This window comes from Streptomyces sp. NPDC041940, from assembly GCF_055589465.1.
Genome location: NZ_JBVJBP010000027.1, coordinates 124,041 through 141,179, shown reverse-complemented (window position 1 = coordinate 141,179; position 17,139 = coordinate 124,041). Strand labels below are relative to the sequence as shown.

At 69.3% G+C, this 17,139-nt stretch carries 8 protein-coding genes, 1 tRNA gene and 1 rRNA gene; 9 read left to right on the top strand and 1 reads right to left on the bottom strand.

Features of this window, described 5'->3' with window-relative positions:
• From rrf to ACZ6I3_RS34455, 3 genes are all read left to right on the top strand, one after another.
• Positions 1 to 85 (top strand): 5S ribosomal RNA (rrf, locus tag ACZ6I3_RS34465); the annotation flags it as partial.
• Positions 86 to 199: 114 nt separating this feature from the next.
• Positions 200 to 862, top strand: a complete 663-nt coding sequence (locus tag ACZ6I3_RS34460; protein WP_469420088.1) for a DegT/DnrJ/EryC1/StrS family aminotransferase — start codon at positions 200 to 202, stop codon at positions 860 to 862.
• 72 nt (positions 863 to 934) lie between these two features.
• Positions 935 to 1,010 (top strand) — tRNA-Thr (locus ACZ6I3_RS34455).
• A gap of 43 nt (positions 1,011 to 1,053) precedes the next feature.
• Here ACZ6I3_RS34455 and ACZ6I3_RS34450 read toward each other — a convergent pair.
• Positions 1,054 to 3,807 carry a SpoIIE family protein phosphatase gene (locus ACZ6I3_RS34450; protein ID WP_469420081.1) on the bottom strand — a complete coding sequence of 918 codons (2,754 nt, stop codon included), beginning with the start codon at positions 3,805 to 3,807 and terminating at the stop codon, positions 1,054 to 1,056.
• A gap of 378 nt (positions 3,808 to 4,185) precedes the next feature.
• Here ACZ6I3_RS34450 and ACZ6I3_RS34445 point away from each other — a divergent pair, with 378 nt between their 5' ends.
• The 6 genes from ACZ6I3_RS34445 (at position 4,186) to pgsA (ending at position 17,073) form a co-directional block, all read left to right on the top strand.
• Positions 4,186 to 9,678, top strand: coding sequence for a HAMP domain-containing protein (locus tag ACZ6I3_RS34445; protein ID WP_469420079.1), 5,493 nt, complete (start codon positions 4,186 to 4,188; stop codon positions 9,676 to 9,678).
• 307 nt (positions 9,679 to 9,985) lie between these two features.
• Positions 9,986 to 10,666, top strand: a complete 681-nt coding sequence (locus ACZ6I3_RS34440) for a response regulator (protein WP_469420077.1) — start codon at positions 9,986 to 9,988, stop codon at positions 10,664 to 10,666.
• 127 nt (positions 10,667 to 10,793) lie between these two features.
• A complete protein-coding gene (locus tag ACZ6I3_RS34435) occupies positions 10,794 to 13,550 on the top strand; it encodes a DNA translocase FtsK (protein WP_469420076.1) in 2,757 nt (918 codons plus the stop codon).
• A gap of 257 nt (positions 13,551 to 13,807) precedes the next feature.
• Positions 13,808 to 14,656, top strand: a complete 849-nt coding sequence (locus tag ACZ6I3_RS34430) for a helix-turn-helix domain-containing protein (protein ID WP_469420074.1) — start codon at positions 13,808 to 13,810, stop codon at positions 14,654 to 14,656.
• A 93-nt stretch (positions 14,657 to 14,749) separates the two neighbouring features.
• On the top strand, positions 14,750 to 16,228 hold the full coding sequence (rimO, locus tag ACZ6I3_RS34425) for a 30S ribosomal protein S12 methylthiotransferase RimO (protein WP_469420073.1): 1,479 nt from the start codon (positions 14,750 to 14,752) through the stop codon (positions 16,226 to 16,228).
• Positions 16,225 to 17,073, top strand: a complete 849-nt coding sequence (gene pgsA, locus ACZ6I3_RS34420) for a CDP-diacylglycerol--glycerol-3-phosphate 3-phosphatidyltransferase (protein ID WP_469420071.1) — start codon at positions 16,225 to 16,227, stop codon at positions 17,071 to 17,073. Before rimO ends, pgsA begins: the two co-directional genes overlap by 4 nt.
• The last annotated feature ends 66 nt before the right edge of the window (positions 17,074 to 17,139 follow it).

The window sequence follows — 17,139 nt, the reverse complement described above, 5'->3', positions numbered from 1 at the left end:
TTACATTCCGAACCCGGAAGCTAAGCCTTTCAGCGCCGATGGTACTGCAGGGGGGACCCTGTGGGAGAGTAGGACGCCGCCGAACAATCATTGAATGGGTTGGTCCCGTAACTTCGGTTACGGGACCAACCCTTTTTTGTTCCGCGTCACTTGAAGTTCACGTTGCGCGCCCAGCATCCAAAGCATGGGTACTGCTGCAATGCTCAGGGCCGCCGGAGTCGGACTCGGTGACGAGGTCGTCGTGCCGGCGTTCGGGAACGTCGAGGTCGCCGAGGCCGTTGCCATGGCCGGGGCGATGCCGGTGTTCGCCGACATAGATCCTGTCACCTACTGTCTCGACGCCGTCGCTGTGGAAGCGGCGGTAACTCCGCGCACCGCGGCCGTGGTTGTCGTGCACCGCTTCGGGCGGATCGCCGACATCGCGCGGTTGCACACGCTGGGAGCGCGGCACGGACTGCTCGTGCTGGAGCAGGGAGAGTCCGAGGCGCCGTACGACGAGATAGCTCAGCGCAGGGAGCGTGCGGGCTACCTCGACGCGAAGCTGAGGGGAGTGCGGACGCCGGATGACGGTGACGGGCACACCTACCAGCAGTACGTCGTGCGGGTTCCTGGCAACGGGCGACCGGACCGGGACGCCTTCGCGCGCGCTGTGCGGGCCAAGGGAGTTGAATGCCGGGTGCCGGTGAAGACCCCGGTGCATCGGCTGCCCGAATTCCGGCGGTGTGTTTCCCTCCCGGAGACGGAGCGAGCTGCTGACGAGACGCTCGCGCTGCCGGTTGACGCGGCGCTGACCAAGCGGGACATGCAGCGGATCGTGTCCGCCTGCAATGCCCTCGGAGGGCTGCTGCAGCCCGCCTTCTGACGTGGTTGGGAGCACGGGTCTGTTCGGGGTATGATCTATTCCGTTGCCGCGCGGGAAACCGCAACGCGACAGGCCCCTATAGCTCAGTCGGTAGAGCGTCTCCATGGTAAGGAGAAGGTCAGCGGTTCGATTCCGCTTGGGGGCTCCAGCAGAAAAGGCCCCACCCTCGCGGGTGGGGCCTTTCGCATGTCCTAGTCCTTGTGGAGGCCCGGGACGCGCATGGCCAGGATCGCCATGTCGTCGGACGGGGCATCCGACGCGAAGCGTTCCACCGCGCGCATGATGCGGGCCGCGACCGCACCGGCCGTCAGGCCCGTGCAGGTCGTGAGGACGTCGGCGAGGCCGTCGTCGCCCAGCATGCGGGCGCCTTCACGGCGTTCGGTGACGCCGTCCGTGACGCACAGGAGGACATCGCCCGGGTCGAGGGTGACCGTCTGCTCGTAGAGCTCCAGGTCCTCGATGACGCCGAGGAGCGGCTGGGGTTCGGCTGCCGGTTCGACCGAGCCGTCCTGGCGCAGGCGCAGCGGGAGCGGGTGGCCGGCGCAGACGACCTTCAGTTCCGCGCTGCCGTCCTCCTGGGGCCGCATCTCGCCGTAGAGGAGGGTGAGGAAGCGGCTGCGGGCGCCCTCGTCGAGGATCGCGGAGTTGAGGCGTTCCAGGACCGCCGGGCCGCTGAGGCCCTCGCGGGCCAGGAGGCGCAGGGCGTGGCGGGCCAGGCCGGTCACCGCCGCCGCGTTCGGGCCCGTGCCGCAGACGTCGCCGATGGCGAAGCCGTAGGCGCCGTCGCTGATGGGGAAGACGTCGTAGAAGTCGCCGCCGACCTCGTTGCCCTCGCCGGCGGCGCGGTAGATGACCTCGACCTCGACGCCCGCGATCACGGGGAGCTCCGGGGGCAGGAGGCTGCGCTGGAGGGACTGGCTGATCGCCGTGCGCTCCGAGTAGAGGCGGGCGTTGTCCAGGGCCAGGGCGGCTCGGCGGGAGAGGTCCTCAGCGAGTTCCAGGATCTCCTGGCGGAAGTGTTCGTCGGTCGGCTTGCCGAGGGTCAGCATGCCGATGACGCGGTTGCGGGCGACCAGGGGGAGGACGACCGTCTCGCCGCCGACGGCGGAGGCCGTGGCGAGGGTCGGGCCGATGCCGGGGGTGACCTGGTGGGTCGGGCCGCCGCTGAGGCCGAGGCTGCGCATGGAGCTGCGCAGCGCGGCCTGGTGGGCCACTTCGCCGGGGGCCGTCCAGACACGGGCGCCGGGGGTGGGGACCGGGTCGGGCGGGGGGACCTTCGACAGCAGGGACTTGATGCCGTCGATGAGTTCCTCGTCCTCGTGCAGGACGTACGAGAGGTACGGCTCGGAGGCCTGGTCGGCGATCGTGTAGACGGCGCACCAGGTGGCGAGGGTCGGGACCGTCATCTGGGCCATCAGGGCCAGGGTCTGGTCGCGGTCCAGGGTGCCGGCCAGCAGGTCGGACGCCTCGACCAGGAAGCTCAGGGAGCCTCGGCGCAGGCGTTCCAGTTCGCCCAGGCGGGCCGACTCGACGGCGAGTGCGATGCGGTCGGCGGCGAACTGGAGGCGCAGCGCCTCCTCGTTGGAGTATCTGCCGGGGGATTCGGCCGCGACGCCGAGGGAGCCCGTGAGGCGGCCCTCCACCTTCAGCGGGACGGTGACGACCGAGCGCATGCCCGTGCTGTTCAGCAGGGGCACCGCGCCGGGGACCGCCGTCAGGTCGTCGTGGACGGCCGGCATGCGGGCCGAGCCGTAGCGGCCCGGGCCCGCCTCGACGGGGACGCGGGCGAAGCGCTGGCGGGCGGAGGGCAGGCCCGTGGAGGCGCGGACCTCCAGTTCCGTCTCGTCGTCGGTGGCGAGCAGGAGGAAGGCCGAGTCGCCGTCGAGCATGTCGCGGGCGCGTTCCACCGTGCGCTGGAGGAGGCCGTCGAGGTCGTCCGGTGCGGGGGAGCCGATGAACACCTCGAAGGGGTCGGTGCTCTGGCCCTCCGAGGTGGTCGAGGTGTCGGAGGCGGGGACGCGCAGGGGCGTCTGCAGAACGGCCCTTTCGTGGTCCCTCACGAGGAGGCACACGGTTGACGGTTCGCCGTCGGTGTCACGGACGCGCAGGTGGGAGGCGTAGACGGGGGTGACGCGGCCGGTGACGGCGCGGATACCGTAACTGCCCTCCCAGCGGGAGAGTTGGAGTGCCTCGGCGATGCCGGTGCTGGTGCCCGGTGTGTGCGGCCAGGCCGCGAGGTCGGTCAGGGGCTTGCCGGTGACCTGCTCGGCCGGGTAGCCGAAGAGTTCCTCGGCGTCCTCGCTCCAGGCGGTGATGTGGCCGGTGCGGTCGATCTGGACGACGGCCACGCGGACCCGGCCGTCGGCGAGGGGGAGGAGGTCGGCGGGGAGGGCAGGACCGGCCGCTCGGGTGCCGACCGCGCGTGCGGGCAGGTCGAGTTGGAACCAGACCGTCTTGTGCGTGGGGGTGTACTCGACGCCCCAGCGGCCGGCGAGGGCGGCGCAGAGCTGGAGGCCGCGGCCGCCCTCGCGGTCGGGGCTGCCCATGTTGATGGCCGTGCCCTGGAGCGGGATCTCGCGCTCGGGGTACCGGTCGGCCACCTCGATGCGCACGCCCTCGTCGCTGCGCAGACACAGCAGGTCGGCGGAGGTGCCGGCGTGGACGACGGCGTTGGTCACCAGTTCGCTCGTGAGAACCACGGCGTCGTCGATGATGTCGGCGAAGCCCCAGCCCTGGAGAGTGTCGCGAACGAAGGAGCGGGCGCTCGCGACCGATCGCCCGACGGGCTCGAAACTGGCGGCCGCGCGCGCGGTGATCACAGAACTCCTTGACCGGTTCTCGACGTGCTGGGCTGCGGGACCGACCGGCTCGCGCCGCTGTTGCGGCAGGCTGCCCGTCGGCCGGGGGTCCGGGGGCTGTCCCCCCGGGATCAGTCCGGTGGTCATGTGTGCGGCCGCCCCTCCGATGCCCGCTCGTCTTCGTGCCACCGCCCAGGCCGGACGGACCGGCGCGGCTGGACAGCCGGATGCAAGGTTACTTACCTTCGCGGTCCATTCGGATGCCGGTCTGCAGTGTTTCCGTCCGGAGGGTGTGCGGACGATGTGCGAAGCTGCCGAACTGTTATGGCCTGGTTCGGCCAGGGTGAAACACTGGGCAAGCTTCTTGTGAAGGTCCGGGCAGGCTGAGTGCCCAAGACGTACGGCGGGCAGCAGCCCTCTGGCGAGAGCCTGATATGCAGGGCAGAGAATACGCAGTAGTAACTGGTACGCCGAGCGCGGTACCCGAGCACAGCAGTGACGGTCGACCCCTGCGGGAGGGACACAGTGGAGTCTGGCGCAGCGACGCGTGGCACAAAGACGCGCGCGAAAGGCGGACAGTCCCCGAGCAACCAGGGCAAACAGTCCCCGGGTAACCAGGGCAAAGCGCGCAATGGCACCACCGAGGTGGATACGGCGGCCCTGAACCGTCTGATGGCGGCCCTGGTGTCGATGCGGGACGGGAACTTCCGCAAGCGGCTCACGGTGTCCGGGGACGGCGTGATGGCCGAGATCGCGGCCGTCTTCAACGAAGTGGCCGACCGCAATCTGCATCTGACGGGCGAGCTGGCCCGGGTGCGGCGGATGGTGGGCCGTGAGGGCAAGCTCACCGAGCGGCTGGAGACCGGGGCCTGCGAGGGATCGTGGTCGACGGCGATCGACAACTCGAACGCCCTGGTGGACGACCTGGTGCGGCCGGTTTCCGAGGTCAGCCGGGTGCTGTCCGCGGTGGCCGAGGGTGATCTGTCGCCTCGTATGGAGTTGCGGACGCAGGCTCCGGACGGGAACGGACATCCGCTGCGCGGTGAGTTCCTGAAGGTCGGGCGGACGGTCAACAACCTGGTCGACCAGCTGTCGACGTTCACCGACGAGGTCACGCGTGTGGCCAGTGAGGTGGGCACCGAGGGCAAGCTGGGCGGGCAGGCACGCGTGCGTGGCATGTCGGGTTCGTGGCGGGATCTCACGGACTCCGTCAACACGATGGCGTACCGGCTGACGGCCCAGGTGAGGGACATCGCGCTGGTGACGACGGCGGTCGCCAAGGGTGATCTGTCCCGGAAGGTCACGGTCCAGGTGGCCGGCGAGATGCTGGAGCTGAAGAACACCGTCAACACGATGGTGGACCAGCTCTCGGCGTTCTCCTCCGAGGTGACCCGGGTGGCCCGTGAGGTGGGCACCGACGGCGCGCTGGGCGGTCAGGCGCAGGTGCCCGGGGTGGCGGGAGTGTGGAAGGAACTCACCGATTCGGTGAACACCATGGCCGGGAACCTCACGGCTCAGGTGCGCGGGATCGCCGAGGTGACGACGGCGGTCGCCAATGGTGATCTGTCGCGCAAGGTGACGGTGCAGGCGCGCGGTGAGGTCGCACAGCTCGCCGAGACGATCAACCAGATGACCGAGACGCTGCGGATCTTCGCCGACGAGGTCACGCGTGTGGCGAACGAGGTCGGGGCCGAGGGGCGGCTCGGTGGGCAGGCGAACGTGCCGGGTGCGGCGGGGACGTGGAAGGACCTCACCGATTCGGTGAACACGGTCTTCCGGAATCTGACCACCCAGGTGAGGGACATCGCCGCCGTGACGACGGCCGTGGCCAACGGTGATCTGTCGCAGAAGGTCACCGTCGACGTGGCCGGCGAGATGCTGGAGCTGAAGAACACCGTCAACGGGATGGTGGACCAGCTGTCCGCGTTCGGTGCCGAGGTCACGCGCGTGGCCCGGGAGGTCGGTGTCGAGGGTGAGCTCGGCGGGCAGGCACAGGTGCCGGGCGCGGCCGGGACGTGGAAGGACCTGACGGACTCCGTCAACACGGCGTTCCGGAACCTCACCGGACAGGTGAGGAACATCGCGCAGGTGACGACGGCGGTCGCCAACGGCGATCTGTCGCAGAAGGTCACGGTCGACGTCTCCGGCGAGATGCTCAAGCTGAAGAACACCGTGAACACGATGGTGGACCAGCTGTCGTCCTTCGCCGACCAGGTGACCCGGATGGCCAGGGACGTGGGCACGGAGGGCCGCCTGGGCGGTCAGGCCCAGGTGGACGGCGTGTCCGGCACGTGGAAGGAGCTCACCGACTCCGTCAACTCCATGGCCGGAAACCTCACTTCCCAGGTGCGCAACATCGCGCAGGTGACGACGGCCGTGGCCCGCGGTGACCTGTCGCAGAAGATCGACGTGGACGCGCGCGGCGAGATCCTCGAGTTGAAGAACACCATCAACACGATGGTCGATCAGCTCTCGGCCTTCGCCGACCAGGTGACCCGGGTCGCTCGCGAGGTGGGTACGGACGGGCGGCTGGGCGGTCAGGCGCAGGTGCCCGGCGTCGCCGGTGTGTGGCGCGACCTGACCGACTCCGTGAACGGCATGGCGTCCAACCTGACCGGCCAGGTGCGCAACATCGCCCAGGTGGCCACGGCGGTGGCCCGGGGTGACCTGTCCCAGAAGATCACCGTGGACGCGCGCGGGGAGATCCTGGAGCTGAAGAACACCCTGAACACGATGGTGGACCAGCTGTCGTCGTTCGCCCAGGAGGTCACGCGTGTGGCCCGTGAGGTGGGTACGGAGGGCATCCTGGGCGGTCAGGCCGAGGTGCAGGGCGTCTCCGGCACCTGGAAGGACCTCACCCAGTCCGTGAACGGCATGGCGAACAACCTGACCATCCAGGTGCGCAACATCGCCGAGGTCACGACAGCGGTCGCCCGGGGCGATCTGTCGAAGAAGATCACCGTCGACGCCAAGGGCGAGATCCTCGAGCTCGTCACCACCGTCAACACGATGGTGGACCAGCTGTCGTCCTTCGCCGAGCAGGTGACCCGGGTGGCCCGTGAGGTGGGCACCGAGGGCATCCTGGGCGGACAGGCGCACGTGCCGGGTGTCACGGGCATCTGGAAGGACCTGAGTGACAACGTCAACCTGATGGCCAAGAACCTCACCACGCAGGTGCGGAACATCTCCCAGGTCTCGGCGGCGGTCGCCAACGGTGACCTGACACGGCAGGTCACCATCGAGGCGCGCGGTGAGGTCGCGCAGCTCGCCGACACCATCAACACGATGGTGAAGACGCTGAGTTCGTTCGCCGAGCAGGTCACCAAGGTGGCCCGTGAGGTGGGCACGGACGGCATCCTCGGCGGTCAGGCGCATGTGCCGGGTGTGGCCGGTACGTGGAAGGACCTCACCGAGTCCGTGAACGGCATGGCGTCCAACCTGACCGGCCAGGTGCGCAACATCGCCATGGTGACCACGGCCATCGCCAAGGGTGACCTGACGAAGAAGATCGACATCGACGCGCGCGGCGAGATCCTGGAGCTGAAGACGACCATCAACACGATGGTCGACCAGCTGTCCTCCTTCGCCGAGGAGGTCACCAGGGTCGCCCGCGAGGTGGGTACGGAAGGGCAGCTCGGCGGGCAGGCACGCGTGCGTGACGTCGACGGGACGTGGCGCGACCTGACCGAGTCCGTGAACGAGATGGCCGGGAACCTGACCCGGCAGGTGCGTGCCATCGCGCGCGTGGCGACCGCGGTGACCCGTGGCGACCTGAATCTGAAGATCGACGTGGACGCGTCCGGGGAGATCCAGGAGCTCCAGGACTACATCAACAAGATGATCGCCAACCTGCGCGACACCACGATCGCCAACAAGGAGCAGGACTGGCTCAAGGGCAACCTGGCCCGGATCTCCGCGCTGATGCAGGGCCGCCGCGACCTGGAGGACGTGGCCTCGCTGATCATGAGCGAGCTGACGCCGGTGGTGTCCGCGCAGCACGGCGCCTTCTTCCTGGCGATGCCGCTCGTCGACGGCGAGGACAAGAACGCCGCGAGCGACGACCAGTACGAGCTGCGCATGCTCGGCTCGTACGGCTACTCGATGGGCTCCATGCCGACGTCGTTCCAGCCCGGTGAGGCGCTCATCGGGACGGCCGCCACGGAAAAGCGCACGATCCTCGTGGAGAACGCGCCCAGCGGCTACCTGAGGATCTCCTCGGGGCTCGGTGAGGCACCGCCCGCGCAGGTGATCGTGCTGCCGGTGCTGTTCGAGGGCAAGGTGCTCGGGGTCATCGAGTTGGCCTCCTTCACTCCCTTTACGCAGATCCAGAAGGATTTCCTCAACCAGATCGCCGAGATGATCGCGACAAGCGTCAACACCATCTCCGTCAACACCAAGACCGAGCTGCTGCTGGCGCAGTCGCAGGAGCTGACCGAGCAACTGCGGGAGCGGTCGGCGGAGTTGGAGCAGCGGCAGAAGGCCCTCCAGGCGTCCAACGCCGAACTGGAGGAGAAGGCCGAGCTGCTGGCCCAGCAGAACCGCGACATCGAGGTGAAGAACACCGAGATCGAGGAGGCGCGGCAGGTCCTGGAGGAGCGTGCCGAGCAGCTCGCCGTGTCGATGCGCTACAAGAGCGAGTTCCTGGCGAACATGTCGCACGAGCTGCGTACGCCGCTCAACTCGCTGCTGATCCTGGCCAAGCTGCTCGCCGACAACGCCGAGGGGAACCTCTCCCCGAAGCAGGTCGAGTTCGCCGAGACCATCCACGGGGCCGGTTCCGACCTGCTCCAGCTCATCAACGACATCCTCGACCTGTCGAAGGTCGAGGCGGGCAAGATGGATGTCTCCCCGACGCGTATCGCGCTCGTGCAGCTCGTGGACTACGTGGAGGCCACGTTCCGTCCGCTGACCGCGGAGAAGGGCCTGGACCTGTCCGTACGGGTGTCGCCGGAGCTGCCCGCCACGCTGCACACCGACGAGCAGCGGCTGCTGCAGGTGCTGCGCAACCTGCTGTCGAACGCGGTGAAGTTCACCGACTCGGGGTCGGTGGAGCTGGTCATCAGGCCGGCTCGGGACGATGTGCCGCAGCGGATCCGGGCGCAGCTGCTGGAGACCGGGTCGCTGACCGACCCGGACGCCGAGCTGATCGCGTTCTCCGTGACGGACACCGGGATCGGTATCGCCTCCAGCAAGATGCGGGTGATCTTCGAGGCGTTCAAGCAGGCCGACGGTACGACCAGCCGCAAGTACGGCGGTACGGGCCTCGGGCTGTCCATCTCCCGGGAGATCGCCCAGCTGCTCGGCGGTGAGATTTACGCGCAGAGCGAGACCGGCCGTGGTTCGACGTTCACGCTGTACCTGGCGCTGCATCCCAGCGAACTGCCGCCGCAGGGCTACCAGCAGCAGCTGCCCGCCCTGGAGGCCGGTGACCTGGTGTCGTCGTCCGACCTGTCGGAGCTGTCCGAGGCGGAGGCCGACACCCCGGCGGAGGTGAGGTCGTACCGCGACACGCAGAACGGACCGGCGGCTCTGTTCCGGCGGCGCCGCAGGATGCCCGAGCTGGAGGCGCGCCCCGCGCCGCCTGAGCAGTGGAGGCCCTCCGAGCAGGAACTGGCGCCGAAACCGCAGCGCGGCATCCGGTTCGGCGGCCAGAAGGTCCTCATCGTCGACGACGACATCCGCAACGTCTTCGCCCTGACCAGTGTCCTGGAGCAGCACGGCCTGTCCGTGCTGTACGCCGAGAACGGCCGTGAGGGCATCGAGGTGCTGGAGCAGCACGACGATGTGGCGGTCGTCCTGATGGACATCATGATGCCCGAGATGGACGGGTACGCGACGACCTCGGCGATCCGCAGGATGCCGCAGTTCGCCGGGTTGCCGATCATCGCGCTGACGGCGAAGGCGATGAAGGGCGACCGGGAGAAGGCGATCGAGTCGGGTGCCTCCGACTACGTCACGAAGCCGGTCGACCCGGATCACCTGCTAGCGGTGATGGATCAGTGGATGCGAGGGGAATGAGGGGAACATCGGGTCGTCGCGCAACCGTGCGGGGAAGGTTCGGTGTTCACGCGCAGTTGCCGACTCGATGTGCGCATAGTCGTGTAGAAGTACAAGATCTGGGGAACCTTCTGGTCTCCTGCTGCGTTTCCGCTACGTGCACAGTGACATCACGGTGACAGGGTGTGGCGACAGGCAGGGTGCGGCTACGATGACCGGCACAAGGACGGGCGACGTAAGGGAGTCGTCCCCTGGGGCGGCACCGACCGGTGCGTCCTCAGGTCCTGCGGACAGGGGAGGCCCCACGCCGGGGCGAGGAGGGCGGGCCATGGTGCAGAAGGCCAAGATCCTCCTGGTCGATGACCGGCCGGAGAATCTGCTGGCGCTTGAGGCGATCCTCTCTGCGCTCGATCAGACGCTGGTGCGGGCATCGTCCGGGGAGGAAGCACTCAAAGCGCTGCTCACGGACGACTTCGCGGTCATTCTGCTGGACGTCCAGATGCCGGGTATGGACGGCTTCGAGACAGCGGCGCACATCAAGCGGCGTGAGCGGACCCGGGACATCCCGATCATCTTCCTCACGGCGATCAACCACGGCCCGCACCACACCTTCCGGGGTTACGCGGCGGGCGCGGTCGACTACATCTCCAAGCCGTTCGACCCGTGGGTGCTGCGCGCGAAGGTCTCCGTCTTCGTCGAGCTGTACATGAAGAACTGCCAGCTGCGTGAACAGGCGTCGCTGCTGCGGCTCCAGTTGGAGGGCGGCGACAAGAGCGCGGGCGGCGAGGCCAAGGAGTCGGCAGGGCTGCTCGCGGAGCTCTCCGCACGGCTCGCGGCCGTCGAGGAGCAGGCCGAGGCGCTGACCAAGCAGCTGAACGACGAGTCGACGGACGCGGCCGCGGTGGCCACAGCGGCTCATCTGGAGCGCAAGCTCACGGGTTTGCGGCGGGCGCTGGACGCGCTGGAGCCGGGCACCGGGAGCCCGTCTTCGGTGCCCTCGCAGAACTGACGCGCGGGCGGGCGTGGTTGCCCGTCCATGAACACGCGTCAGTTTCGCGCCCCTCCCGGAGCGACACGAACGGGTGAAGCCGTAGGCACACGTGTCCCCTGCCGTCTCCACCGGTAACCTCACACCCATGGCCTCACGTTCCTCCGCAGCCAAGAAGCCGCCCGCGAAGAAGGCGGCCGCTTCAGCGAAGGCTCCGGCGAAGAAGGCCGCTGCCAAAAAGGCTCCCGCGAAGAAGGCGCCCGCCAGGAAGGCCGCGGCGAAGAAGCCCGCGCCCCAACCGGCACCCAGCCCGACCGGAGGCATCTACCGGCTCGTGCGCGCGGTGTGGCTCGGCGTCGCGCATGCCGTCGGCGCCGTGTTCCGCGGCATAGGGCAGGGCGCCAAGAACCTCGACCCGGCGCACCGCAAGGACGGTGTCGCGCTGCTGCTGCTCGGCATCGCGCTGATCGTCGCCGCGGGCACCTGGGCCGACCTGAAGGGTCCCGTGGGCGATCTGGTCGAGATCCTGGTGACCGGCGCCTTCGGCAGGCTCGACCTGCTCGTGCCGATACTGCTCGCCGTCATCGCCGTGCGGTTCATCCGCCACCCGGAGAAGCCCGAGGCCAACGGACGCATCGTCATCGGCCTGTCCGCGCTCGTCATCGGCGTGCTCGGCCAGATCCACATCGCCTGCGGCTCGCCCGCGCGCGGCGCCGGCATGCAGGCCATAAGGGACGCCGGCGGGCTCATCGGCTGGGCCATGGCGACGCCGCTGTCGTACGCCATGGGCCATGTGCTCGCCGTACCGCTGCTCGTACTGCTGACGGTCTTCGGGCTGCTCGTCGTCACGGCCACTCCCGTCAACGCCATTCCGCAGCGGCTGCGGCTGCTCGGGGTGCGGCTCGGGATCGTCCGCGACCCGGCCGAGGACGAGTTCGGCGAGGACGACGAGCGCTACGAGGAGCAGTGGCGGGAGGCGCTGCCCGCCCGGCCGCGCGGCAGGCGCACGCCGGCGCCCGCGGAGTACGACCCCGACAGCGCCGAGCAGGAGGCCCTCTCCCGGCGCCGCGGCCGTCCCCGGCGGTCCGCCGTGCCGCAGCCCGACATGGACCGGCCCATGGACGCCGTGGATGTCGCCGCCGCGGCCGCCGCCGCGCTCGACGGTGCCGTCATGCACGGGATGCCGCCCTCGCCGATCGTCGCCGACCTCACCCAGGGCGTGCGGGTGGGGGACCGCGAGGCGACCACGCCGACGCCCGTCCCGGCCGCCCGCCCCCAGCAGGACAGGGCCAAGCCCAAGCAGGACAAGCGCAAGCAGGACGAGCCCGAGCAGGAGAAGCCGAAGGCGGGCGTCCGCGACCTCACCAAGGCCCCGCCCTCCGAGCCCCGCGACCTGCCCCCGCGCGCGGAGCAACTCCAGCTCTCCGGCGACATCACGTACTCCCTGCCGTCGCTCGACCTGCTGGAGCGCGGCGGCCCGGGCAAGGCCCGCAGCGCCGCCAACGACGCCATCGTCGAGTCCCTGACCACCGTCTTCACCGAGTTCAAGGTGGACGCCAGTGTCACCGGCTTCACCCGCGGGCCGACGGTCACGCGCTACGAGGTGGAGCTCGGCCCCGCGGTCAAGGTCGAGCGCATCACCGCGCTGACCAAGAACATCGCCTACGCCGTCGCCTCCCCGGACGTGCGGATCATCAGCCCGATCCCCGGCAAGTCCGCGGTCGGCATCGAGATCCCGAACACCGACCGGGAGATGGTCAACCTCGGTGACGTCCTCCGTCTGGCGGAGTCCGCGGAGGACGACGACCCGATGCTGGTCGCCTTCGGCAAGGACGTCGAGGGCGGCTTCGTCATGCACTCGCTGGCGAAGATGCCGCACATGCTGGTCGCCGGCGCCACCGGCTCCGGCAAGTCGTCCTGCATCAACTGCCTGATCACCTCGGTCATGATGCGGGCGACCCCCGAGGACGTGCGGATGATCCTCGTCGACCCCAAGCGGGTCGAGCTGACCGCCTACGAGGGCATCCCGCACCTGATCACGCCGATCATCACCAACCCCAAGCGGGCCGCCGAGGCGCTCCAGTGGGTCGTACGCGAGATGGATCTGCGCTACGACGACCTGGCGGCCTACGGATACCGGCACATCGACGACTTCAACCGGGCCGTGCGCGAGGGCAAGGTCAAGCCGCCCGAGGGCAGTGAACGGGAGCTCCAGCCGTACCCCTATCTGCTGGTCATCGTCGACGAGCTCGCCGACCTGATGATGGTCGCGCCGCGGGACGTCGAGGACGCGATCGTGCGCATCACCCAGCTCGCGCGCGCGGCCGGCATCCACCTGGTGCTCGCCACGCAGCGGCCGTCGGTCGACGTCGTCACCGGTCTGATCAAGGCGAACGTGCCGTCGCGGCTCGCCTTCGCCACCTCCTCGCTGGCCGACTCGCGCGTCATCCTCGACCAGGCGGGCGCCGAGAAGCTCATCGGCAAGGGCGACGGGCTGTTCCTGCCCATGGGAGCCAGCAAGCCGACCCGTATGCAGGGCGCCTTCGTGACCGAGGAGGAGATCGCGGGCGTCGTCCAGCACTGCAAGGACCAGATGGCGCCCGTCTTCCGGGACGACGTCACCGTCGGCACCAAGCAGAAGAAGGAGATCGACGAGGACATCGGCGACGACCTCGACCTGCTGTGCCAGGCCGCCGAACTGGTCGTCTCCACGCAGTTCGGGTCGACGTCCATGCTCCAGCGCAAACTGCGCGTCGGTTTCGCCAAGGCCGGACGGCTGATGGACCTCATGGAGTCCCGGAACATCGTCGGACCGAGCGAGGGCTCCAAGGCACGTGACGTTCTTGTGAAGCCTGATGAGCTGGATGGCGTGCTCGCGCTGATCCGGGGGGAGTCTGAAGGGTAGGGAAGCGGTGGGCGCCTCGCGGGGCGTGACCGCCGATCGGGTGTCCGGATCGTGACTCACCCGTTAGGGATCATTGAGCAACCGTTTCCCTCCGGCGTACGTCAAGTTGAGGGAGGCGAAAAGCACCGACCCCACCATCGGAATGTCGGGCCATTCCGATGGCGTACAAACTGACACCGCCCGGTTGCCCCACCCTTTCATACCCCCCCTAGACTGAACTTCCAGCACAGGCGGCTACACGCTCGAAAGGCGCCCCCGTGTCCATCGGCAACTCCCCTGAAGACGAGCGTCCGTTCGAAGACGAGCGCGTCGAAGACGACCGCGAGGAAGCCCGCCCCTCCATCGGCCGTGTCCTGCAGCAGGCGCGGATCGCCGCCGGACTGACCGTCGACGACATCAGTAGCGCCACCCGGGTCCGCATGAACATCGTGCACGCCATCGAGGCGGACGACTTCACCGCCTGCGGCGGGGACGTCTACGCCCGCGGGCACATCAGGACCCTGGCCAAGGCCGTCCACCTCGACCCGGCGCCGCTGCTCGCCCAGTACGGCGACACGCACGGCGGACGTCCGGCACCGACCCCGGCAGCTCCCCTGTTCGAGGCGGAACGTATCCGTCCGGAGCGGCGGGGGCCCAACTGGACCGCGGCCATGGTGGCCGCGATCGTCGTCGTGATCGGCTTCGTCGGGTTCACCATGTTCCAGGGCGGCGACGACAGCGCCGGCGAGGCCAATGTGGCCGAGGGCTCCACGCCCGGTGCGTCCGTCTCCCCGACCACCAAGTCCAAGAAGCCCGCCGAACCCAAGCCCGAACCCTCCGACAGTGCCATCGCGGCCGCGCCTCAGGACAAGGTGACGGTCCGGGTGGCCGCCGCCGACGGCCGCAGCTGGATCGCCGCCAAGGACCACAACGGCCGGATGATCTTCGACGGTGTCCTCAAGCAGGGCGATTCCAAGACCTTCCAGGACAGCTCGAAGGTGCACCTCGTCCTCGGGGACGCCGGCGCGATCGACCTGTTCGTCAACGGCAAGAAGATCGAGGACGATTTCCAGCCCGGCTCTGTGGAACGTCTCACGTACACGAAGGGCGACCCCGAGGCCGGGTGACCTCGCCCAAGGGGTGTCCGACGTACGGGGTTGGCCGGGATCGGCCAACCCCGTCGACGTGGGGTGTCAGTGGGACGAAGTACTCTTGAGCCCATGCCTGAACGCCGTACCGTCGCACTGGTCACCCTTGGCTGCGCCCGTAACGAGGTGGACTCCGAGGAGCTCGCAGGCCGTTTGGAGGCGGACGGCTGGCAGCTCGTGGAAGCCGCCGAGGACGCGGACGTCGCCGTCGTGAACACCTGCGGCTTCGTCGAGGCCGCCAAGAAGGACTCTGTCGACGCCCTCCTGGAGGCCAACGACCTCAAGGGACACGGCAGAACCCAGGCCGTGGTGGCGGTGGGCTGCATGGCCGAGCGGTACGGCAAGGAACTCGCCTCGGCGCTCCCCGAGGCCGACGGCGTGCTCGGTTTCGACGACTACACGGACATCTCGGACCGGCTCCAGACCATCCTCAACGGCGGCATCCACGCCTCGCACACCCCGCGCGACCGGCGCAAGCTGCTGCCGATCAGCCCTGCGCAGCGCCAGGAGTCCGCCGCCGACGTCGCGCTGCCCGGGCACGCCCCGGCCGACCTTCCGGAAGGCCTCGCTCCGGCCTCCGGGCCCCGCGCGCCCCTGCGCCGCCGTCTGGACGGCGCCCCGGTCGCTTCCGTGAAGCTCGCCTCCGGCTGCGACCGGCGCTGCTCCTTCTGCGCCATCCCCTCCTTCCGCGGCTCCTTCATCTCCCGCCGCCCGAGCGACGTGCTGAACGAGACGCGCTGGCTGGCCGAGCAGGGCGTGAAGGAGATCATGCTGGTCTCCGAGAACAACACCTCCTACGGCAAGGACCTGGGCGACATCCGGCTGCTGGAGTCGCTGCTGCCCGAGCTGGCCGAGGTCGACGGCATCGAGCGGGTCCGGGTGAGCTACCTCCAGCCCGCGGAGATGCGGCCCGGCCTGATCGACGTCCTGACCTCCACTCCGAAGGTCGCGCCCTACTTCGACCTCTCCTTCCAGCACTCCGCACCCGGTGTGCTGCGCGCGATGCGCCGCTTCGGCGACACCGACCGCTTCCTGGAACTGCTCGACACCATCCGGAGCAAGGCGCCCGAGGCCGGTGTGCGCTCCAACTTCATCGTCGGCTTCCCCGGCGAGAGCGAGGCCGACCTCGCTGAACTGGAGCGGTTCCTGGGCGGCGCGCGGCTGGACGCCATCGGCGTCTTCGGCTACTCCGACGAGGAGGGCACCGAGGCGGCGACCTACGAGAACAAGCTCGACGAGGACGTGGTCGCCGAGCGGCTGGCCCGGGTCTCGCGGCTGGCCGAGGAACTCGTCTCGCAGCGCGCCGAGGACCGCGTCGGACAGACGGTGCACGTGCTCGTCGAGTCCGTCGACGAGGAGGGCGTGTACGGCCGCGCCGCGCACCAGGCGCCCGAGACGGACGGCCAGGTGCAGCTCACGAGCGGCGCGGGGCTCCGCAGCGGTCGTATGGTCGAGGCGAAGGTGGTCGGTACGGAGGGTGTCGACCTGGTGGCCGAGCCCCTGCAGGGCTCGTTCGCTTCGCCTGCGTGGAGTGAGGAGGCGGGCAGATGACCGGTGTCCCGGCAGCCGCGGCGGGAGGCGCCTCCGGCGCGAGGAGGGCCGCGTCCGGCGCGGCCTCGGGGAAGGCGCCCGGGCCTGCGGTCGGCCGTACGGCCGCGCGGTCGGCCGAGGGCGGGACGTCCGGTGCGGGGCACGGTGCGGGTGGCAGCGGGGCTGTCGTCGGTGAGGGCTCGGACAGCGCCGGCGTCGACGTCCAGGGCGAGGAGAAGAGCGCGCGGGGCGGGAAGCTGACGGCGGCGGCCGTCAACCAGGCCAGCGTCTGGAACATCGCCAACCTCCTGACCATGCTCCGGCTGGTCCTCGTCCCGGCCTTCGTGGCGCTGATGCTCGCGGACGGCGGATACGACCCGGCGTGGCGGGCCCTCGCCTGGGCGGCCTTCGCCATCGCCATGATCACGGACATCTTCGACGGGCATCTGGCGCGCACGTACAACCTGGTCACGGACTTCGGGAAGATCGCCGACCCCATCGCCGACAAAGCGATCATGGGGGCGGCGCTGATCTGTCTGTCCGCGCTCGGGGATCTGCCGTGGTGGGTGACCGGCATCATCCTCGGGCGGGAACTCGGGGTCACCCTGCTGCGTTTCATCGTCATCCGGTACGGCGTCATCCCGGCCAGCCGCGGAGGCAAGCTCAAGACCCTCACCCAGGGCGTGGCCGTGGGCATGTATGTGCTGGCGCTGACGGGGTGGCTGGCCACCCTGAGGTGGTGGGTGATGGCTGCTGCGGTCGTGCTGACCGTGGTGACCGGGCTCGACTATGTGAAACAGGCCATTGTGCTGCGCAGGCAGGGAATCGCCGAGCGCGAGGCCGCGTTGGAGGAGAAGGAAGCGTGAGTTCCACGGCCACTGAGGTGGTGCGACTACTCACGGTGAAGGTCGGGGCGCTCGCCGTCGCGCAGT

Coding starts and splice junctions, on each gene's coding strand:
- ACZ6I3_RS34460 (WP_469420088.1), top strand. CDS start 200: ATGCTCAGGGCCGCCGGAGTCGGACTCGGTGACGAGGTCGTCGTGCCG.
- ACZ6I3_RS34450 (WP_469420081.1), bottom strand. CDS start 3,807: ATGACCACCGGACTGATCCCGGGGGGACAGCCCCCGGACCCCCGGCCG.
- ACZ6I3_RS34440 (WP_469420077.1), top strand. CDS start 9,986: ATGGTGCAGAAGGCCAAGATCCTCCTGGTCGATGACCGGCCGGAGAAT.
- ACZ6I3_RS34435 (WP_469420076.1), top strand. CDS start 10,794: ATGGCCTCACGTTCCTCCGCAGCCAAGAAGCCGCCCGCGAAGAAGGCG.
- rimO (WP_469420073.1), top strand. CDS start 14,750: ATGCCTGAACGCCGTACCGTCGCACTGGTCACCCTTGGCTGCGCCCGT.
- pgsA (WP_469420071.1), top strand. CDS start 16,225: ATGACCGGTGTCCCGGCAGCCGCGGCGGGAGGCGCCTCCGGCGCGAGG.